Annotated in this window: 16 protein-coding genes; 7 read left to right on the top strand and 9 right to left on the bottom strand. The window is 67.2% G+C overall.

What is annotated here, in order from left to right:
• The 6 genes from DOE79_RS03965 to DOE79_RS03940 all read right to left on the bottom strand — a co-directional run bounded on the left by DOE79_RS03965 (nucleotide 1) and on the right by DOE79_RS03940 (nucleotide 6,848).
• Nucleotides 1-906 carry a carbohydrate ABC transporter permease gene (locus tag DOE79_RS03965; protein ID WP_120337384.1) on the bottom strand — a complete coding sequence of 302 codons (906 nt, stop codon included), beginning with the start codon at nucleotides 904-906 and terminating at the stop codon, nucleotides 1-3.
• A complete protein-coding gene (locus DOE79_RS03960) occupies nucleotides 903-1,844 on the bottom strand; it encodes a carbohydrate ABC transporter permease (RefSeq protein WP_120337383.1) in 942 nt (313 codons plus the stop codon). The genes DOE79_RS03965 and DOE79_RS03960 overlap by 4 nt, the downstream gene beginning before the upstream one ends.
• A gap of 100 nt (nucleotides 1,845-1,944) precedes the next feature.
• On the bottom strand, nucleotides 1,945-3,246 hold the full coding sequence (locus DOE79_RS03955; RefSeq protein ID WP_120337382.1) for an ABC transporter substrate-binding protein: 1,302 nt from the start codon (nucleotides 3,244-3,246) through the stop codon (nucleotides 1,945-1,947).
• Nucleotides 3,247-3,353: 107 nt separating this feature from the next.
• Nucleotides 3,354-4,334 carry a phosphoglycerate dehydrogenase gene (locus DOE79_RS03950; RefSeq protein WP_120337381.1) on the bottom strand — a complete coding sequence of 327 codons (981 nt, stop codon included), beginning with the start codon at nucleotides 4,332-4,334 and terminating at the stop codon, nucleotides 3,354-3,356.
• A 166-nt stretch (nucleotides 4,335-4,500) separates the two neighbouring features.
• Nucleotides 4,501-5,190 (bottom strand): GntR family transcriptional regulator, encoded by a 690-nt coding sequence (locus DOE79_RS03945; RefSeq protein ID WP_220094277.1) that lies wholly within the window; start codon nucleotides 5,188-5,190, stop codon nucleotides 4,501-4,503.
• A gap of 179 nt (nucleotides 5,191-5,369) precedes the next feature.
• A complete protein-coding gene (locus DOE79_RS03940) occupies nucleotides 5,370-6,848 on the bottom strand; it encodes a CitMHS family transporter (protein ID WP_245977284.1) in 1,479 nt (492 codons plus the stop codon).
• A 233-nt stretch (nucleotides 6,849-7,081) separates the two neighbouring features.
• Between DOE79_RS03940 and DOE79_RS03935 the strand changes: the two genes are divergently transcribed.
• Nucleotides 7,082-8,755 (top strand): sensor histidine kinase, encoded by a 1,674-nt coding sequence (locus DOE79_RS03935; protein ID WP_181445855.1) that lies wholly within the window; start codon nucleotides 7,082-7,084, stop codon nucleotides 8,753-8,755.
• On the top strand, nucleotides 8,752-9,408 hold the full coding sequence (locus tag DOE79_RS03930; protein ID WP_120337379.1) for a response regulator: 657 nt from the start codon (nucleotides 8,752-8,754) through the stop codon (nucleotides 9,406-9,408). The genes DOE79_RS03935 and DOE79_RS03930 overlap by 4 nt, the downstream gene beginning before the upstream one ends.
• 155 nt (nucleotides 9,409-9,563) lie before the next feature.
• Here DOE79_RS03930 and DOE79_RS03925 read toward each other — a convergent pair whose 3' ends face one another.
• On the bottom strand, nucleotides 9,564-10,358 hold the full coding sequence (locus DOE79_RS03925; RefSeq protein WP_120337378.1) for a hypothetical protein: 795 nt from the start codon (nucleotides 10,356-10,358) through the stop codon (nucleotides 9,564-9,566).
• 166 nt (nucleotides 10,359-10,524) lie between these two features.
• Between DOE79_RS03925 and DOE79_RS20845 the strand changes: the two genes are divergently transcribed.
• A complete protein-coding gene (locus DOE79_RS20845; protein ID WP_120337377.1) occupies nucleotides 10,525-11,565 on the top strand; it encodes an alpha/beta fold hydrolase in 1,041 nt (346 codons plus the stop codon).
• 47 nt (nucleotides 11,566-11,612) lie between these two features.
• Here the strand turns inward: DOE79_RS20845 and pdxY are convergent, their stop codons facing one another.
• A complete protein-coding gene (gene pdxY / locus DOE79_RS03915; RefSeq protein WP_120337376.1) occupies nucleotides 11,613-12,464 on the bottom strand; it encodes a pyridoxal kinase PdxY in 852 nt (283 codons plus the stop codon).
• An 82-nt stretch (nucleotides 12,465-12,546) separates the two neighbouring features.
• Here pdxY and DOE79_RS03910 point away from each other — a divergent pair, with 82 nt between their 5' ends.
• A complete protein-coding gene (locus DOE79_RS03910; RefSeq protein ID WP_120337375.1) occupies nucleotides 12,547-12,903 on the top strand; it encodes an ArsR/SmtB family transcription factor in 357 nt (118 codons plus the stop codon).
• Between the two features lie 22 nt (nucleotides 12,904-12,925).
• Nucleotides 12,926-13,906, top strand: coding sequence for an SRPBCC family protein (locus tag DOE79_RS03905; protein WP_120337374.1), 981 nt, complete (start codon nucleotides 12,926-12,928; stop codon nucleotides 13,904-13,906).
• Between the two features lie 25 nt (nucleotides 13,907-13,931).
• Here the strand turns inward: DOE79_RS03905 and DOE79_RS03900 are convergent, their stop codons facing one another.
• The gene (locus tag DOE79_RS03900) at nucleotides 13,932-14,891 is read right to left on the bottom strand and encodes a quinone oxidoreductase family protein (protein WP_120337373.1); all 960 of its coding nucleotides are present in this window, start codon (nucleotides 14,889-14,891) and stop codon (nucleotides 13,932-13,934) included.
• Nucleotides 14,892-14,988: 97 nt separating this feature from the next.
• Here DOE79_RS03900 and DOE79_RS03895 point away from each other — a divergent pair, with 97 nt between their 5' ends.
• Entirely contained in the window at nucleotides 14,989-15,543 is a 555-nt protein-coding gene (locus tag DOE79_RS03895; RefSeq protein WP_120337372.1) for a TetR/AcrR family transcriptional regulator, read from the top strand.
• A gap of 383 nt (nucleotides 15,544-15,926) precedes the next feature.
• Nucleotides 15,927-17,225, top strand: coding sequence for an MFS transporter (locus DOE79_RS03890; RefSeq protein ID WP_120337371.1), 1,299 nt, complete (start codon nucleotides 15,927-15,929; stop codon nucleotides 17,223-17,225).
• Nucleotides 17,226-17,235 lie beyond the last annotated feature (10 nt).

Genomic DNA, 17,235 nt, shown 5'->3' with positions numbered 1-17,235 from the left:
TCATCCCTTCGTCGCGCCGGCGGTCAGGCCCGCGACGACGTACTTCTGGGCGAACAGCGCCACGAGCATGACCGGGATGGTGATGACGACGGAGGCCGCCATCAGTCCGCCCCAGTCCACCGAGGCGTAGCTGGTGAAGTTCGAGATCGCGACCGGCAGGGTGCGGGTGTCCTGGTTGGAGAGCACGAGCGCGAACAGAAAGTTGTTCCAGCTGAAGATGAACGCCAGGATGGCGCTGGTCGCGACCCCGGGCAGCGCCAGCGGGAGAACCACCCGCAGGAAGGCGCCGACGCGGCTCGAACCGTCGATCTGGGCGGCTTCCTCGAGCTCTTCAGGCAGGCCTTCGAAGAAGCCGACCATGATCGCCACGACCAATGGCATGGTGACGAAGATGTGGGTGAGGATGAGCGCGGTGTAGGTTCCGACGAGTTGAACCTGGCTGAACAGGAAGTACCAGGGGATGAGGAGGCTCACCCCAGGGATCACCCGGGCCAGCAGCACGAAAGCGGTCGCATTGCGGATGCGGTACCGGGCGATGCCGTACGCGGCCGGAACGCCGAGCACCAGTGCGATCACCGTGGCCCCGATGCCGACGATGACGCTGTTCAGGATGAACGGGGCGAAATTCTGCGCGCCGAACACGGTGTTGAAGTTGTTCAGGGTTGGCGTGAAGTCGAAGGTGCGGGCCGGTGAGACGATGTCGAGGTTCGTCTTGAACGCGGCCATGAGCATCCAGCCCAGCGGCAACACGAAGAGGAGAACCACGCCGACGATCGCGACGGTGCGCAGGGTCGGCAGGAGAAGACGCTTGCGGCGCCGGCGCGACGCCGGGACCCGGTGGGACGGTGAGGAGGGAGTCGTGGGCGGCGCGGTGCGCTGTGCGACGGTCTCGGTGGTGGCATTCATGCCCGGTTTCCCTTCGTGCGCAGAATGGTGAGGGCCGTGAGGATGATCACGATGAAGAGCAGGAACAGCATCAACAGGGCGGCGGCGCTGCCGTACTGGGAATTTCCGAAGCTCTCGTTGTAGGCGAGCATGTTGAGCGTCTCGGCCTCGTTGTTGGATCCGCCGGTGCGTCCCTTGGTGGCGTAGATGATGTCGAACGTCTTCATGGCGTCGATGGAGCGCAGGATCGCGGCCGCCGCGATGGTCGGCATGAGCAGGGGCAGGGTGATGTGCACGAACCGTTGCCAGGCGTTCGCCCCGTCGACGCGGGCGGCCTCATCGGGTTCTTCCGGCAGGGTGGAGAGCCCGGCCAGCAGGATCAGCACCACCATGGGCGTCCACTGCCACACGTCGATGAAGATGAGCGTGTTGAGCGCGGTGTCGGTGCCCGAGAGCCAGAGCTGGGGTCCGAGGCCGAGCGACTTCATAAACACGTTCGCGAAGCCGATGGACGGCTCGAAGATGAGCAGCCACATCATGCCCACGGCGACCGGAGTGGCCACGAGCGGCAGCAGAATGAACACGCGCACGAGGCCCTGGCCGCGGAACGTCTTGCGCAACAGCAGCGCGATCGCCAGGCCCAGCACGAGTTCGACCACGAGGGCGGTCACGGTGAAGTAGGCCGTGCGGCCGGTGGCCGGCCAGAAGCGCTCGAAGTCGGTGAGCCAGCGGGCGTAGTTGTCGAGACCCACGAAGCGGAAGGGCCGGGTCACCGAACTCGCGGAGTCGGTGAAGGAGAGGAACACGGTGTAGGCGATCGGAAATACGATCAGGATCGCGACGAAGGCTATCGCCGGCGCCGTGAACACCAGCTTGAGGTGCCGGTCGATCCAGGTGGTGAGGCCGGTGCCCCGGCGGGGCTTGGGCGCCAGGTAGCTGGTCTGACTCGTGGTTGTCATGATCTGCTTTCGATGTCGCAGGGTGAAGCGAGGAGATGCGCCGGGCGGGTGCTGTCGCAGCCCGCCCGGCGTGGGAGACCGGCGGGGCCGGTCGGATGGGCTACTTCTGTTCGCCGTCGAGCAGCGTTTGGAAGTCGGTGTTCGCCTTATCGGCGACCGCATCGACGTCGCCGCCTTCGATCGCGGTGATCGCCGGTCCGCCGACGATTTCGCGGGCCAGGGCGACCTTTTCCAGTTGCGGGCGGTCGTGGCCGACCGTGCCCTCGCTGTTGCGCACGATCTCGACGAGTCCGGCCGGGAACCCGGCGGTCGCGGCGTCATCGGCCCACGCCGAGTCGCGGGCGCTGGGCACCGTCTCCTCGGAGAGCAGGACCTTGCTGTTCTCCTCGCTGGTCACCCACTTGATGAAGTCCCAGGCGGCATCCTTCTTCGTGGAGAACTCGTTGATGCCCACGGTCTGCGGCACGATGCTGTACGGGTGCGAGCCGGCCGGGCCGGCCGGGAAGGCTCCGTACGCGACGGTGTCGACGACAGCACTGCTGGCCGGGTCGAGGAAGGTGTAGGCCTGGCTGTCGGCGTCGAGGTAGAACGCGGCGTTTCCCTGCGCGAAGATCGCGGAGGCTTCGGGCCAGCCCATGTTGGTGGCTCCGGGAGGGCCGTAGTTCTTCAGCAGGCTGCCGTAGGCGGCGTACGCCTCCTTGGCCTCGGGGGTGTCGACCGTGGCGTTGCCGTCCTTGTCCTGGAAGTCACCGCCGTAGCTGTAAAGGAAGGAGGAGAACTGGGTGACCAGCGGCACCTTGGCGCCGCGCATGGCGATGCCGTAGAAACCGTTGTCGGGGTCGTTCAGCTTCGCCGCGGCCGCGTCGAGTTCCTTGAGCGTCGTCGGCACGGCGATTCCGGCGGCCTCGAGCAGGTCTGCCCGGTAGTACATGACGTGGCGCTCGGTCATCACGGGTACCCCGTAGACGGTGTCGTCGAGGGTGACGGCGTCACGGGCGGACTGCTGGAAGTCCTCCCAGTTCCACTCCGCATCGCTCTCGACGTATTCGGTCATGTCGGCGAGCCATCCGTTGCGGCTGAACTCGCGCATCACGTCTTGGACCTGGTAGCCGTACATGTCGAAGTCGCTCGACTGGGCGTTGAGCTTGACCTTGAGGGTGTCGTTCAACTGCTCGTTGCCGTAGAACTCGAGGTTGACCTTGATATCGGTCTCGTCCTCGTACTCGGCGGCGAGGGTCTTGAGACCCTCGGTCCAGGGGCTGTTCGCCGCGATCAGGGTGAGGTCGGTGACCTCCTCCGAGTCGCCGCCGCCGCTGGAGCACGCTGTCATGCTTGCGGCGAGGGCGAGAACCAGCGGCGCCGCGAGGGCGAAGCGGGTTCGTCGTGTGCGAGTGATCATCATTGATCCTTCCTAAGTTCCCATCCATGCGGGATTGGGAGGTGGGGGTTGGGTGGGTCGGGTGCGGGTTTTGGGGTTGGTGGTAGGGGTCGTGCGGCAGCGACGGGTGGTTAGTTCGCCAAGGCCTGAGGCCGGCGGCCGGAGAAGGTGTCGACGATTGCCTGGGCGGTGGACAGTCCGATGCGGTGGTAGGCCTCGAGACTGTCGGCCGCGGCGTGGGTTGTGGCCACGACGTTGGGGAAGGCCAGCAGCGGGTTGTGCACGCTGACCGGTTCGACCTCGAAGACATCCAGGCCGGCGCCGGCGATGTGTCCGCTGTGCAACGCGGCGACCAGCGCTGACTCGTCGATGAGGCCGCCGCGGCTTGTGTTGATCAGCACGGTTCCGGGGCGCATCGAGGCCAGCAGGTCGGCGTTCACGAGATGGTGGGTCGCGGGGATGTGGGGAGCGTGGACGCTGACGATGTCGACTTCGGAGACCGCGTCGGTCAGGGTGACGAGTCGCACTCCGAGCTCGTCCGCGACGGCGGCATCGCCGAAGGGGTCGTAGGCGACGATGTCCATGTCGAAGCCGCGGAGGCGACGGGCGAAGACCTGAGACGTAGCGCCAAAGCCGATCAGGCCGATCGACTTGCCGCCGACCTCCGACCCGACGTACCGGTCCCAGGTGCCCGCGCGGATGTTGTGGTTCATCGAAGGGATCTGCCGGCACACCGACAGGAGGAGCCCCAGGGCCAGTTCGGCGACAGCGATGGCGTTGCCGCCGGGGGCGTTGACAACATCCACGCCGCGGGAGCGCGCTTCGGTGAGATCGATGTTGTCGAGGCCCACGCCGAGCCGGGAGATGATCTTCAGGGCTGGCGCCGCCGCCAGGGTGTCCCGGTCGAAGACCTCAACGCCGCAGACCGAGGCGGATGCCGTGGGAAGCAGCGGGGCCAGGTCGGCCGCGGTCCACGGCGTCGACTGGTCGTTCTCGATGAGCGTGAACCCGTTCTCGACCAGGAGGGCACGGCCGGCGGGGCAGAGTTCCGCGTACCGCACCGGGCCAACGATGACCGAGTGACCATGTCCGACGGGGGAGGAGTGCGTCATTGCTGAGGTCGCTTTCTGAGACGCCCCGCAACGTACCGTGAGTCCGGAATGCCGCTCATCGTCATTGATTGAGTAATTGTTAGTTGTTAACAGTTAACCTAACTTGCGACTCAAAGCTTCGTCAAGAACTTTCTCTGACGGATGTTCGCGTTATTGCTGCCGGGCTCTAGGAGGCCTTCGGCTGCGCTGCGGCCGGTGCCTGTTGCAGCTCGATAACGTCGCGGATGTGCTGCTTGGCCCGCACAAGGTGGTCGTGCAGTCGCTGCACCGCGGCGTCGGCGTCTCCGCCGCGCACGATGTCGAGGAACTCCTGATGATCCACAACCGCCGCGGGCATGTCCGGGGTGTTGCTCATTTCGAGGAGCACCTCGAAGGTGCGTTGGTACGGCCGCCACGCTTCGGCGAGTCGCCGGTGCCCGGACAGACGGTAGAAGCTGGTGTGAAATTCCATGTCGGCCTGATCGAAGGCATCCGTGTCGCCCTCCCGGGCGGCGGTGGCCATGGTGTCGACGAATCGTTGCACGTCGTCCAGCCCGCTTCCGCCGGCCCGCTCGACGGCCAGACGCAACGCCATCGACTCGAGGTTCTCCCGCAGCGAGTACAGCTCTTCGATGTCCGGCAGTCCCCGGAAGCTCACGTAGAGCCGCTTCCGACGGTTCTCGACGAGACCCTCGCTCTCGAGCTGACGCAGGGCGTCGCGCACCGGGCCGCGGCTGACGTCGAACCGGGCCGCGAGGCTGTCCTCGGCGAGATGTGTGCCATTGCCGATTGCGCCGGAGATGATGTCGACACGCAGGCGGTGGGAGATCTGCTCGCCCATGCCGAGGGGCCGCGAGGGGTGGGAGGCGGCGGACATGATGCACCTTTCGTAAACAGTTGACAACACTGTACCGTTCACCCGGCGGTGGCGGTCGAGACCCGCCCGGTCGGCGTGACCGCTTCTCGCGTGAGGACGGGGGTCTCGAGTACACAAGAAATCGCCCCTGAGCTAGCCCAGAAGCGATTCCTTTGAGGTGGGTATCCAGCCAGGGAGTACTAGCCGAACGGGACGGAGCCGACCAGCACGCCGACCAGCAGCATCACCAGCGAGACCACGCAGGCGCGCCAGAGCACCTTCTTGTGGTGGTCGCCGAGGTTGACGCCGGCGAGTGAGACGAGCAGGAGGATGGCCGGTACCAGCGGGCTCTGCAGGTGCATGGGCTGACCGATGATCGAGGCGCGGGCCATCTCCACCGGGTCGATGCCGTAGGTCGCCGCGCTCTCGGCCAGCACGGGGAGGATGCCGAAGTAGAACGCGTCATTGGACATGAAGAAGGTCATCGGGATGGAGAGCACTCCGGTGATGACCGCCAGGTACTCGCCCATCGAGGCCGGTACGACCTGCACGACCCAGTCGGCCATGGCCGTGACCATGCCGGTGCCGTTCAGCACGCCCACCAGCACGCCGGCGGCGAGCACCATCGAGACGACGCCGACGATGCTGGGCGCGTGCGCGACGATCTCGTCGGCCTGGCTGCGGAGCTTCGGGAAGTTGATCACGAGCGCCAGCGCGGTGCCGACCATGAAGATGTAGGCCAGCGGCATGATGTCCAGCACCAACAGCACCATGACGGCGACGGTCAACGCGAGGTTCACCCAGATCAGCTTGGGCCGCAGTGTCGGCCGGTCGGCGCTGAGCATGGTGTCGGCCATCGCGGTGTCCCGCTCGTCTTCCAGCACCAGCTGCTCGGCCAGGGTGGTCTGCCCGGCCGGCGTCCGCTGGCCCGGGCGCACAGTGAGGATACCCGTGGTGGAGAGGGTGGCGGCTGCGCCGGGTCGCACATCCGTGCCGCGCACCAGGCGGTTGCCGCCGAATAGCTTGCGTCCGAAGCTCTGCGACGCCGACTCTGAGGCATCCGCCTGGGCGGCGGGGGAGTACTCGAGCGAGCCGATGCGCTTGCGCTCGCTCAGCCCGAGGAACCAGGCGAACGTCAGCGCGATGACGAGGCCCGTCGCCAGGGAGGGCAGCATCGGCACGAAGATGTCCGTCGGTGAGACGCCGAGCGCCGACGCGGCACGTACGGTGGGGCCGCCCCACGGCACGATGTTGAGCGTGCCGTTCATGAGCCCCGCCACGCAGGTGAGCACCACCGGGCTCATGCCCAGGCGCAGGTAGATCGGCAGCATCGCGGAGGTCGTGATGATGAAGGTCGTGGACCCGTCGCCGTCGAGCGAGACCGCGCCGGCCAGGATCGCCGTGCCCAGAACGACCTTGGCCGGGTCGTTGCCGAGGAAGCGGGTGATGAGCCGGATGAGCGGATCGAACAGCCCGACATCGATCATGATGCCGAAGAACATGATCGCGAACATGAGCAGCGCCGCCGTTGGGGCGAGGTCCCCGATCGACTCGATGATCATGTCGCCGAGACCCAGGCCGGCGCCGGCGAAGAGGCCGAAGATCGTGGGAACGAGGATGAGGGCGACCATCGGCGTGAGCCGCCTGGTCATGATGAGCACCATGAAGGTGAGGATCATGGTGAATCCGAGTATGACGAGCACATCGACTCCTTTGTCTATGTCTGGATGGTGCGTGTGTCTGGATGCTGCGGCCAAGCCGGGCGATCCCGCTCGGCGGTCTCCGCCGAAGCGGATGAGTGTGAAGCCTAGACAGGCCGCCCACGCCGCAGCCGGTATCTCGCTTTGCTGCACGTATTGCGCATATCGTTACTTGTGCGCATTCTGCTCGATGCGCCGCAAGGAGGCGGACGATGCGATTCTCAACGCAGATGCTGCTGCTCCAGCTCGCCTGCGTGACCGCCGTCGTCGCGATCTGCACCGGCGTGTTCGTGGGAATCGGCGTGCAGCAGCTGCGTGCCGAGGCCGAGACCTCTGCGCTGTCGATCGCGCGCACGGTCGCCGCCGACTCCGATGTGCGCGCCGGGGTGGCCCAGGCGTCGGCCGACGCCGGCACGCCGACGAACGCGAGCCTGCGGGGCGGGCCGCTCTCCGTTCTCGCGGCCGCGGCCGAGGCTAATACCGGCGCGCTGTTCATCGTGATCACCGACGACCATGGCGTACGGCTCGCGCACCCCGACCCCGCGATGCTCGGCGCTGTGGTGAGCACTGAGTTCGCCGAGGCCCTGGCCGGGCGCGAGACGGTGTCGTGGGAATCGGGCACTCTGGGCGCGTCGGCACGCGCCAAGGTACCCGTGCGTGACCCCGACACCTCGGTGCCGGTGGGGGAAGTGAGCGTCGGGTTCGCCCCGAGCAGCGTGTTCCAGGAGCTTCCCCTCCTGCTGAGCGGCGTCGCTCTGGCCGCCGGCGTGGCCCTCGCCCTGGGCGCCGTCGTGTCTTTCGTCATCCGCCGCCGCCTCGAACGCCTCACCCTCGGCCTGCAGCCCGAGGAGCTCTCGACGTTGGTGCAGAACCAGGCGGCGGTGCTCGACGGCGTGGGCGACGGGGTGCTCGCCTACGGCCCGGACGATGTCGTGACCGTCGCCAACACCACGGCCGCCCGGCTGCTCGGCATTACCGACCTGGTCGGCCGCCGCATCCACGACCTCGTCCTGCCCGGCCCGGTGATCGCGGCCCTGGCCGGTGAGCCGAGCGCTGCGTTGGCGGGGCGGCGGGCAGCGGATACCGCCGATCCCGTCGTGCTCGCCGATCACGTCGTCTACATCGACACCCACCCGGTGTCGCGCGCGAACCGGAACCTGGGCGTGATCGCGGTGATCCGCGACCGCACCGACGTCGTCACCCTCACGGACCGCCTCGAAACCGTGGCCTCGATGACCGAGGCGCTACGGGTGCAGCGGCACGAGTTCGCCAATCGGTTGCACGTGACGGCGGGTTTGATGGATGCCGGCCGGGTGCCCGACGCCCGGGACTACCTTGACGATGTGCTGGACACATCCCGCGCCCCCGGCGGCCCGTTCGCCGGTGAACATCTGACCGAGCCGTTCCTGCTGTCGCTGGTGGAGGCCAAGGCCGCGCAGGCCGGTGAACGCGGCGTGGCCCTGACGGTGGGGCCCGACTCGCTGGTGCGCGGGGTCGTGTCGGCGCCGGCGGATGTGGCTACTGTGCTGGCCAACCTTGTCGACAACGCCGTGACCGCGGCCGTCTATGGCGCCGAGCCCCGGTGGGTGGACGTGGAGCTGCTCGACGACGGCGACACCCTCGTCATCACCGTGTCCGACTCCGGTCAGGGCGTGTTCGATGACACACAGGTGTTCAGCGACGTGCCGCGCCCGGACGTGGACCCGGATGCGGTGCACGGGCGGGGGATCGGCCTGCCGCTGGTGCGCGACATTGCGGCGCGTCTGGGCGGCGAGGTGTGGCTGGCCGATGCCGGCGGCCCCGGCGGAAGTGGAGCCGTGTTCTGCGCACGTCTGCCCGGGGTTATGCGGGCACCGAACCATCCAGCACAAGGAGAAGAACGATGACCGACACCATTTCCGTGCTCGTCGTCGACGATGACTTCCGCGTCGGCGGTCTGCATCGCGACATCGTCGACGCGTGCCCCGGGTACACCGCCCTCGAGCCGGTTCGGGGAGTGCGCGCCGCACGCGCAGCGGTGCGCGACCTGCGGCCCGACCTGGTCATCTGCGATGTCTACCTGCCCGACGGCGACGGCATCGCGTTCGTCGCCGAGATCGACGTCGACGCGTTCATGATCAGTGCGGCCTCGGACGGCGCCACGGTGCGACGGGCACTCCGTGCCGGCGCACTGGACTACCTCATCAAGCCGTTCGAACCGGTCCGGCTCAGCGACCGGCTTGAGGCCTATCGCCGATTCCGCACCCTCGCCGCTGAGGACCGTCAGCTCGACCAAGATGCGATCGAGAAGGCGCAGCGGGTGCTGCACGGCCGGGATGGCCCAGCGGCTTCCGGCTCGCGGTCCACGACCGAGAAGTTGCTCATCGAGCTGCTCCAGGACGGCGAGACGTCGGCAAGCCTGATCGCCGACCGCGCCGGTCTGTCCCGCGCGACGGCGCAGCGGCACCTCGCCGCCCTTGCCACCCGCGGTGACGTGGACGTGACCCTGCGCTACGGCTCCACCGGGCGCCCCGAGCATCGGTACAGCGTGCGCCGCTGACGCTGACGCTGGTCGAGCTTGTCGAAACCCCGCGAGCCGGCCTGTGGACTCGCCCCGCAAGCGACCGAGAAACCGATGGGATGGGCGCGGCCCACAAGCAGCTCACCGGGTCTCGACAAGCTCGACCGACGAGAGGGGAGCGGCCCGTACGGACCTCACCGGGTGACTTCCTCCGGGCGGGTGGAGCGGGTGAAGGACCGCTGGACTCTGCCGGCCAACCGCACCAAGCCCTGGTGCCTGAGCTCGATCCACACGGCGCGGGCGGATGCGACCACGTCGCCGCGTTCGTCGAGGAGTGCGCTGGCGGTCTGGGTCGATCGGCCGTGAGCCTGGACTGTCCACCCGACCACAACGAGCCGTTCACCGATCAGCACCTCCCGGTTGCGGTGGACGGCAAGGGTGCCGAGGAGCCCGATCCGGCCGTCGAGCAGGGACATCGCCGGGTAGCTGGGGCAATCCAGAGCACCCCAGATGGCGGCCGGATGCACGACGCCGTCGGTGGCGTCCAGGTCACGTGGCACGAACGGGGCAGCGAGTATGTCGCTGCGGGCGGCGAGCGGCCCAGGCGTAACCTGTAGGCCGTCCCGACGCTCGGGCCCGCACACCACGCAGTTCGACAACAGGTGGCGGGCGCCGTGGAGCGGGCTTGCCGCACGCGCCGCCTCCGCGTCGTCGAACTTGGGCGCGACCGGAGGGATCATTGTGAAATGGTCGACCTGTCGAGCCTCGGCGACGAGTCGGTGGCGCGGGTCGACCACCTGGGTGCCGAGCCCGCCGGCATCCGCGTCGACTTCCAGTGCCGTCTCGAGGGGTACCGGCCGGATGAGCCGCACGCTCGCTGTGCCGCCCAGGGCCTGGGCGATCGTGCCGCAGGCGAATCCGCCGTTGGCGCTGCGGGGTGGGCCGTTCAGGCGAGCGTCGATCTGAAATGTTCTTGTTGTTGTTTCCATGCCACCAGGAAACATCGGGAGGCCTGCCATCCTCATCGCCGGATCGGGCCAACTCGGCCTGGCCGGATCGGGCCATGCCACTGACGCGACAAGCCCCGGATCGGGGCAGGCGTGTGGCGCGGCGCCGATGCTTGACAACCTGCGTGCGCTTTTTAGACTCCGGAATATGACGGCGGATGAGCAGATCGTGCGGCACGCGCGGGTCGGAGACCGCAGCGTGGCATGGTGCGCCGTCGGTTCGGGCTCGCCGCTTGTGATCGGAGGGTGGTGGGCCAGTCACCTGGCGGTGAACTGGGACGATCCGGCGTTCAAGAGGTTCGTGCGGGCGCTCTCCCGGCGGCACACCGTCATCCGCTACGACCGCCCCGGCACCGGTCTGTCGGATCGGGACGGACCTCCTCCCGTGAGCCTCGACGATGAGGTGGCGACTCTGGCTGGCCTCCTGGGGGCGATCGACGACTTTCCGCGAGCGTCGCTGATGGGCGCCTCGTCGGGATCCGCGGTGGCGGCGGCCTACGCCGCCCAGCACCCGGAGCGTGTGGACAGGCTGGTGCTGTACGGCAGTTATCCACGCGGCGCGGACATCGCCCCGCGGGCTGCGCGGGAGCAGCTGGTGTCGATCGTCGAACATCAGTGGGGCCTCGGCGCGCGTGTCCTGGCCGACGTGTTCCTCCCGAACGCGACGGGCGGAGAACGGGCAGAATTTGCGCGGTTCCAGCGACGATCCGCCTCACGGGAGACAGCCTCGAAGGCCCTGCGCGCTGTGTACGAGATCGACTCGGCCGCCTATCTGGCACGCCTGCGCGTGCCGACCCTGGTGCTGCATCGGCGAGACGACCGAGCCATCCCGTTCGCCCTCGGCCGCGAGGTGGCTGACACCGTTCCCGGTGCGACATTCGTCGCACTGGACGGCGACGATCACTTCCCGTGGTTGGGCGACAGCCTCGCCGTGGTCGATGCGACCGAACGCTTCCTCGACGGCCTGCCGCCGCGCCCGCAGGCAGCGCCGCACCACGCGGCTGCGCTCACGGTGCGGGAACGCGAGGTGCTGACGCTCGTGGCCCAAGGCTTGACTGACGCTCAAATCGCCGACCGGTTGTACCTCAGCTCCCACACGGTGCATCGGCACGTCGCCAACGCGCGTACCAAGCTCGGCGTACCCTCCCGGGCCGCCGCCGCGGCCTGGGTGCTGACCCATCCGCGCTGATCTCCCTGGCGGCCGTGGTCGCCGGGTGCGGGATGGTGCGCTCTGGTCTAGCGAACGCGCTCGGCCGTGAACTGCAGCCGGGGGTGAGCGTAGAACTCCTGGGCCTCGATGAGCTGGAGCTCGCGCTCACCCGACCGGTACGTCAGCTCGATCAGGTCGAACACGCTCGAGGCCGTTCGCTCCAGCGCCACTGCAGCGTCGCCGGTCGCGCGGTAGTGCGCCGAGAACAATGCCGCGGTGACGTCGCCCGATCCGTTCGCCTTGAAGGGCAGATGGGGCGTCTGCACGATCCAGGCACCGGCCTCATCAACGGCAAGCATCTCGATCGTGCCGGCCGCGCGATCGGGGCGTTCCACACTCGTCACGAGCACGGTCGACGGTCCCATCGCGCGGGCGAGATCCACCGAGTCGAGCGTCGATTCCAGGGTCGATGGGTCCGTTCCGGTCAGGAAGCCCAGCTCGAACTGGTTGGGCGTGATGACGTCGGCCACGGGCACCACCCGGTCCCGCAGCAGGACGGGGATCTCCGGGGCCACGAAGCACCCCGATTTCGCGTTGCCCATCACCGGATCGCAGGCGTAGATCGCCGAGGGGTTCGCCGCCTTGACCCGCTGTACCGCATCGACAATGACATCGCCGATGCCGGTGCCGCCCTGGTAGCCCGAAAGCACCACGTCGATCTCGCTGAGCACGCCGCGCTCCTCGATGCCGAGGACCACGTCGTGCACATCGTCGGGTGCGATGAGAGAGCCACGCCAGGCGCCATAGCCGGTGTGATTGGAGAAGTTCACCGTGTTGACCGGCAGCACTTCGATACCGAGGCGCTGGAGGGGGAACACGGCGGCTGAGTTTCCAACGTGGCCGTAGGCGACGGCGGACTGAATCGAGAGAATCTTCACGAGACCAATCTTCCTCCTTCGCTCGGCCCGCAAACGTCGGGAGGCTTGCGCGGCTCGTTTCCGGTCGCTAACATACAATCAAATGGTTGTATTAGAGCTTTCAGATCAGGACGTCAACCGCCTCTTCCGTGCCCTCGCGGATGCGACGCGGCGCGATATCGTGCGCCGCACGCTTATCACGGGTGTCACGGTGTCCCAATTGGCGGAGTCCTACGAGATGTCGTTCGCGGCAGTTCAGAAGCACATCGCAGTGTTGGAGGAGGCGAGGCTCGTGACCAAGGAGCCACGCGGGCGTGAGCGGATGGTGCGGGGCAACCCCGATCGCATCCGTGAGGCGCAGCGCCTGCTCGACAGCTTCGAAGAACTCTGGCGCTCGCGCATCGACCGGCTGGACGCTCTACTTGCCGAAGACGACGAACCCGCTCCACCCGACGTCTAACCGACTCACCGAAAGGAAAATCATGCCTGTCACCTCTGTCGAGAAAGACCTCGACCAGCTCACGCTCACGATCGTCGCCGACTTCTCGGCGCCCCTCCGTCGGCTCTGGGATGCCTACACCGACCCGCGCCAGATCGAGCGATTCTGGGGCCCGCCGACCTACCCCGCCAAGTTCTTCCGGCATGACGCCCACGCCGGCGGCCGGAGTGTCTATTCGATGACCGGCCCCGAGGGCGACGTGCACTATGGCTGCTGGGACTGGACCGCAGCAGACGCCCCCCATTCCTTCGCAGTCATCGACCAGTTCGCCGATGAGACGGGCGTGCCGAACACCGACCTCCCGGCCACCCGGGTGAACTTCGCCTTCGAAGGGACGAGCGGTGGGAGCCGTCTCACGACCACCTCGTATTTCGACTCGGTCGAGCAGATGCAGCAACTGCTCGAGATGGGCATGCTCGAGGGCACCCGCGAGGCGATGGCCCAGATCGACCAGGTCCTGGCCGATCTGGCGGCTTTCGCCACCGACCACGCGGCCCAGGCGGAGATCCTCACCGACACCCAGGTGCGCGTGGCCCGGGTCATCCGCGGCACCGTCGACCAGGTCTGGCGGGCGCACAACGACGCCGACCTCATGAAGCGGTGGCTGCTCGGACCGGACGGATGGTCGATGCCGGTCTGCGAGATCGCCACCGAGGTCGGCGACACGTATCGCTACGAATGGCAGCGGGACGGCGGCGACGAGCGCTTCGGATTCACGGGGGAGTTGCTGGAGTCGGCGGCACCGCACCGTGCTGTCACGACCGAGGCGATGATCGGAATGGACTTCCCGGCCACACTCAACGAGATGACCCTCACGGAAGTCGAGGGGGGCACCCTGCTCTCCCTCGTCATCACCTACGCGAACGCCGAGCAGCGCGACGCGGTGCTGGCCACGGGAATGACCGACGGCATGGAGACGAGCTACCAGCGTCTCGAGGGGCTGCTGCAGCCGGCTCGGGCGTAGGTCTGGATGCCCCCCCCGGGCGGCTTCACGGTGCTGTCGTGACTACGATCTTTCCGCGAAGCCCCGGTGCCGTGAAAGCCCGGTGGGCATCCTGGACGCGCTCGAGGGGGAACGTCTCGTGAACGAGCGCCCGGATGGAGTGAGTGTCGACGAAGCTGGTCAGGCCGTTGAGGTAACCCGCCGGTGGCTCGCCGGCAAATGTGCGGATGCGACCTCGCCCGAAGACTGACGAGGCCGCGATGGTGGCCAGGCCTGCGAGCGAGTCGAATGCGACGCCGACCATGCGTCCGCCGGGGGAGAGCACGCGGCGCCACGCCAGCAGGTCGGTCCCGACCGTGTCGAGAATCACGTCGGCGAAACCCACTGAGGCCGGCGCGGTCGTCGCGTAATCGAAGAACTCGTGCGCACCGAGGCTGCGGGCGAGTTCTTCGCCTCGTGCCGATGCCAATACGGCCACCCGGCCGCCGAGAGCGGCGGCGATCTGCACGGCGGCGCTTCCGACTCCGCCGGTGCCGCCGCGCACCAGGACACGCTCGCCCGGCTGTACGCGCGCAACATCGCGAAGCGCCCGCAGCGACGTGTATCCGCCGACGACGAGCGCAGCGGCCTGAACATCGTCGAGAGACTCGGGAGCTCTGGCCACATGCCGGGCGTCGACCGCGGCGTATTCTGCGGTCATCCCGCGCGCGTTTTTCATACTGAAGGCGCCGGCGCGGATGCCCCACACGCGATCGCCCACCTCGAGTCCCCTCACATCCGCGCCGACGCCGTCGACGGTTCCTACGACGTCAATACCGAGGCCCTGGGGCAACCGGCGTCCCGTCAGAACAGCGAGCTGTCCCGCGCGGTGGGCCGCATCGACGGCGTTCAGGCTCGACGCGCTCACGCGGACGAGTACCTCTCCGGCGGCGGCCGCAGGGACGGTCGTCTCGGCGACTTGGACTGCGCGCCAATCGCCGAAACGCGTGATTTGTGCAGTGCGCACGATGCCTCCATGGTGTGAGCTGGAAATGGAAGATATCTTCCACTTGCGGAGGCTAGCATTAAATGAAAGAAGTGTTCCACTTAGTTAGAATGGAGGAATGGAACTCCGAGTGGATGCGCGCGACAACCGGGAGCGAATCATCGACGCTGCCGAAGCTTTGTTCGCAACCCGGGGGATCGCCGTCCCGATGTCGGACGTCGCGAGGAGCGCGGGGGTGGGGGCGGCCACGCTGTCTCGCCGTTTTCCGACAAAGGATGCGCTCGTCGACGCTGTCTTCGCGCGCCAGCTGGGCTGGTGGTTGAGCGCGATCCAGGCGGCCGAGCAGGCAGAGGATGGTTGGCAGGCGCTGTCCACCCTCCTCGAAGAATCCTGCGTTCAACAGGCCCACGACAGGGCGTGCGCCGAGTTGGTCGTGCGCGCGTTCCTGCAGGGGAACACATTCGAAGCGGAGAGAAATTCCGCTCGAACGGCGGTGGAGCGGATCATCGAACGGGCGCAGCGGGAGGGTGCCGCGTCGTCGGACGTGAGGTGGGACGACGTGGTGCTGCTGATCGAAGCGAACGCAGGCGCAGCCAGTCTGACCTCGAGTGACCCCGAGGCTGGCGCGCGCCGGCTCGTGGGCCACTTCCTTCGCTCATTTGCTGCGCGCTGAGCGTAGCGGCCCAGCGCCGCGAGGCGAACTGTCTGCGATAGATCTTGAGCGAAAGAGTCATGCGCTGGGTTGATACTCGTGGCAAATTCTTCACGATAATGAATAAAAGCCTTGACTTCGCAATCTCAGTGAATAAAGCTGTACTCGTCCTGATCCGCAGTGCCGCAGTTGGAGGCGTGGTTTCCTCGAACGCTTCCTCCCGCACTGGAACAATTCCGCTACGAAGAGCCATGCGTAGCACGTCGGGCTCATACCCCCTCCCTTGGTGACGCCTGCCCCAGCGGCCGTTCCCGCAACCGATAGGCCTCTGTCACCGTGCCCAGTCACGGCGATGCAAGCCAGCACCCTCAGGCGCCAATGGCGGCGTCAAAGAAGGAATCAACATGCTCAGCACCACCGTTACAGACACTGTGCACCTGCCCCGGCGGCTCACTCCGGACGTTCGTCGGGGGCTTCTCGGCCTCGGCCTCGGAAACACGCTGGAGTGGTACGACTGGATGATCTTCGGTCTCCTCTCCGCATTCATCGGTCCGAAATTCTTCCCCTCCGAGGATCCGCTGACGGCCACCCTGAACGCCCTCGCCGTCTTCGCGGTCGGGTTCGCGTTCCGTCCGCTGGGCGGGATCCTTCTCGGCACGCTCGCGGACCGGATCGGCCGGCGCCGGGTCATGCTCATGTCCATCACCATGATGGCGACCACCACGGCAATCATCGCCGTCGCCCCGACCTACGATCAGATCGGCTCCTGGGCGGGCATCATCCTGCTGCTCTGCCGCGTGGTGCAGGGCGTCTCCACCGGTATCGAGGCGCCGCTGTCCACGGCTCACGCGGTGGAACTGGCCCCGGTCGGACGCGAGGGCCTGGTCGCCGGGCTGATGTCGTTCTACGTCAACCTCGGCATCCTGCTCGCATCACTCACCAGCTTCCTCACCAGCCTGCTGCTCGGCGGCGAAGTGATGGCCGACTGGGGCTGGCGAGTGCCGTTCGTCATCGGCGCGGTATTCGGCCTCGTCGTGGTCTATCTGCGCCGCTCCCTCCCCGAGACGATGTCGACCGATGAACTCGCGTCCAACACGCCGAAGAAGGTCTGGACCGACGTGCGCAAGCACTGGCTCAGCGTGCTCGCCATCATCTTCGTCGTGGGCGCAGCACAGGCGTACAACTACGCCTGGAACGTGGGCCTGCCCAGCACAGCCCGCGGTAATTTCAAGGAAGACCCCACCATCGTCTTCGCCCTCACCACGGTGCTCGGTGTCGTCCTGGTCATCGGCAGCTGGATCATCGGCAAGCTCGTTGACGGCAAGGCCATGTCCAAATGGTTCCTGGTCACCCGCATCCTGGCGATCCCCTCTGTGTTCCTGATGCTGCTGTACGTGCAGCCGGGCATCGTCGGCTTCGCCGCGGTGCTCCTCGGCGGATCGATCGTGCTGGTCCTCAACATGACGCTCTACAACGTCGTCTCTTCTTCCCTCATGCCCAAGAGTTGCCGCGGGACAGGCGTTGCGCTCGGTTACGGCATCGGCGTCGCCCTGTTCGGCGGCACCGCCTCGTACCTGCTCGTCTGGCTGCAGTCCGTCGACCTGAACTGGGTCTTCCCGGTCTACGTCGCGGTGCTCTCGATCCTCAGCATCATTTTCTACCTGCTCGCTCGCCGCTCCAACGGCCTGTTCGTTGGAAAGTAAGGACCATCTC

Source organism: Cryobacterium soli (genome assembly GCF_003611035.1).
GTDB classification, from domain to species: domain Bacteria; phylum Actinomycetota; class Actinomycetes; order Actinomycetales; family Microbacteriaceae; genus Cryobacterium; species Cryobacterium soli.
This window is presented reverse-complemented; position numbering and strand designations above follow the sequence as displayed.

Bases quoted from the DNA above. Each gene is read 5' to 3' on its own strand.
- DOE79_RS03965 (WP_120337384.1), bottom strand. From the start codon at position 906: ATGAATGCCACCACCGAGACCGTCGCACAGCGCACCGCGCCGCCCACG.
- DOE79_RS03960 (WP_120337383.1), bottom strand. From the start codon at position 1,844: ATGACAACCACGAGTCAGACCAGCTACCTGGCGCCCAAGCCCCGCCGG.
- DOE79_RS03955 (WP_120337382.1), bottom strand. From the start codon at position 3,246: ATGATGATCACTCGCACACGACGAACCCGCTTCGCCCTCGCGGCGCCG.
- DOE79_RS03950 (WP_120337381.1), bottom strand. From the start codon at position 4,334: ATGACGCACTCCTCCCCCGTCGGACATGGTCACTCGGTCATCGTTGGC.
- DOE79_RS03945 (WP_220094277.1), bottom strand. From the start codon at position 5,190: ATGTCCGCCGCCTCCCACCCCTCGCGGCCCCTCGGCATGGGCGAGCAG.
- DOE79_RS03940 (WP_245977284.1), bottom strand. From the start codon at position 6,848: ATGATCCTCACCTTCATGGTGCTCATCATGACCAGGCGGCTCACGCCG.
- DOE79_RS03935 (WP_181445855.1), top strand. From the start codon at position 7,082: ATGCGATTCTCAACGCAGATGCTGCTGCTCCAGCTCGCCTGCGTGACC.
- DOE79_RS03930 (WP_120337379.1), top strand. From the start codon at position 8,752: ATGACCGACACCATTTCCGTGCTCGTCGTCGACGATGACTTCCGCGTC.
- DOE79_RS03925 (WP_120337378.1), bottom strand. From the start codon at position 10,358: ATGGAAACAACAACAAGAACATTTCAGATCGACGCTCGCCTGAACGGC.
- DOE79_RS20845 (WP_120337377.1), top strand. From the start codon at position 10,525: ATGACGGCGGATGAGCAGATCGTGCGGCACGCGCGGGTCGGAGACCGC.
- DOE79_RS03910 (WP_120337375.1), top strand. From the start codon at position 12,547: ATGGTTGTATTAGAGCTTTCAGATCAGGACGTCAACCGCCTCTTCCGT.
- DOE79_RS03905 (WP_120337374.1), top strand. From the start codon at position 12,926: ATGCCTGTCACCTCTGTCGAGAAAGACCTCGACCAGCTCACGCTCACG.
- DOE79_RS03895 (WP_120337372.1), top strand. From the start codon at position 14,989: ATGGAACTCCGAGTGGATGCGCGCGACAACCGGGAGCGAATCATCGAC.
- DOE79_RS03890 (WP_120337371.1), top strand. From the start codon at position 15,927: ATGCTCAGCACCACCGTTACAGACACTGTGCACCTGCCCCGGCGGCTC.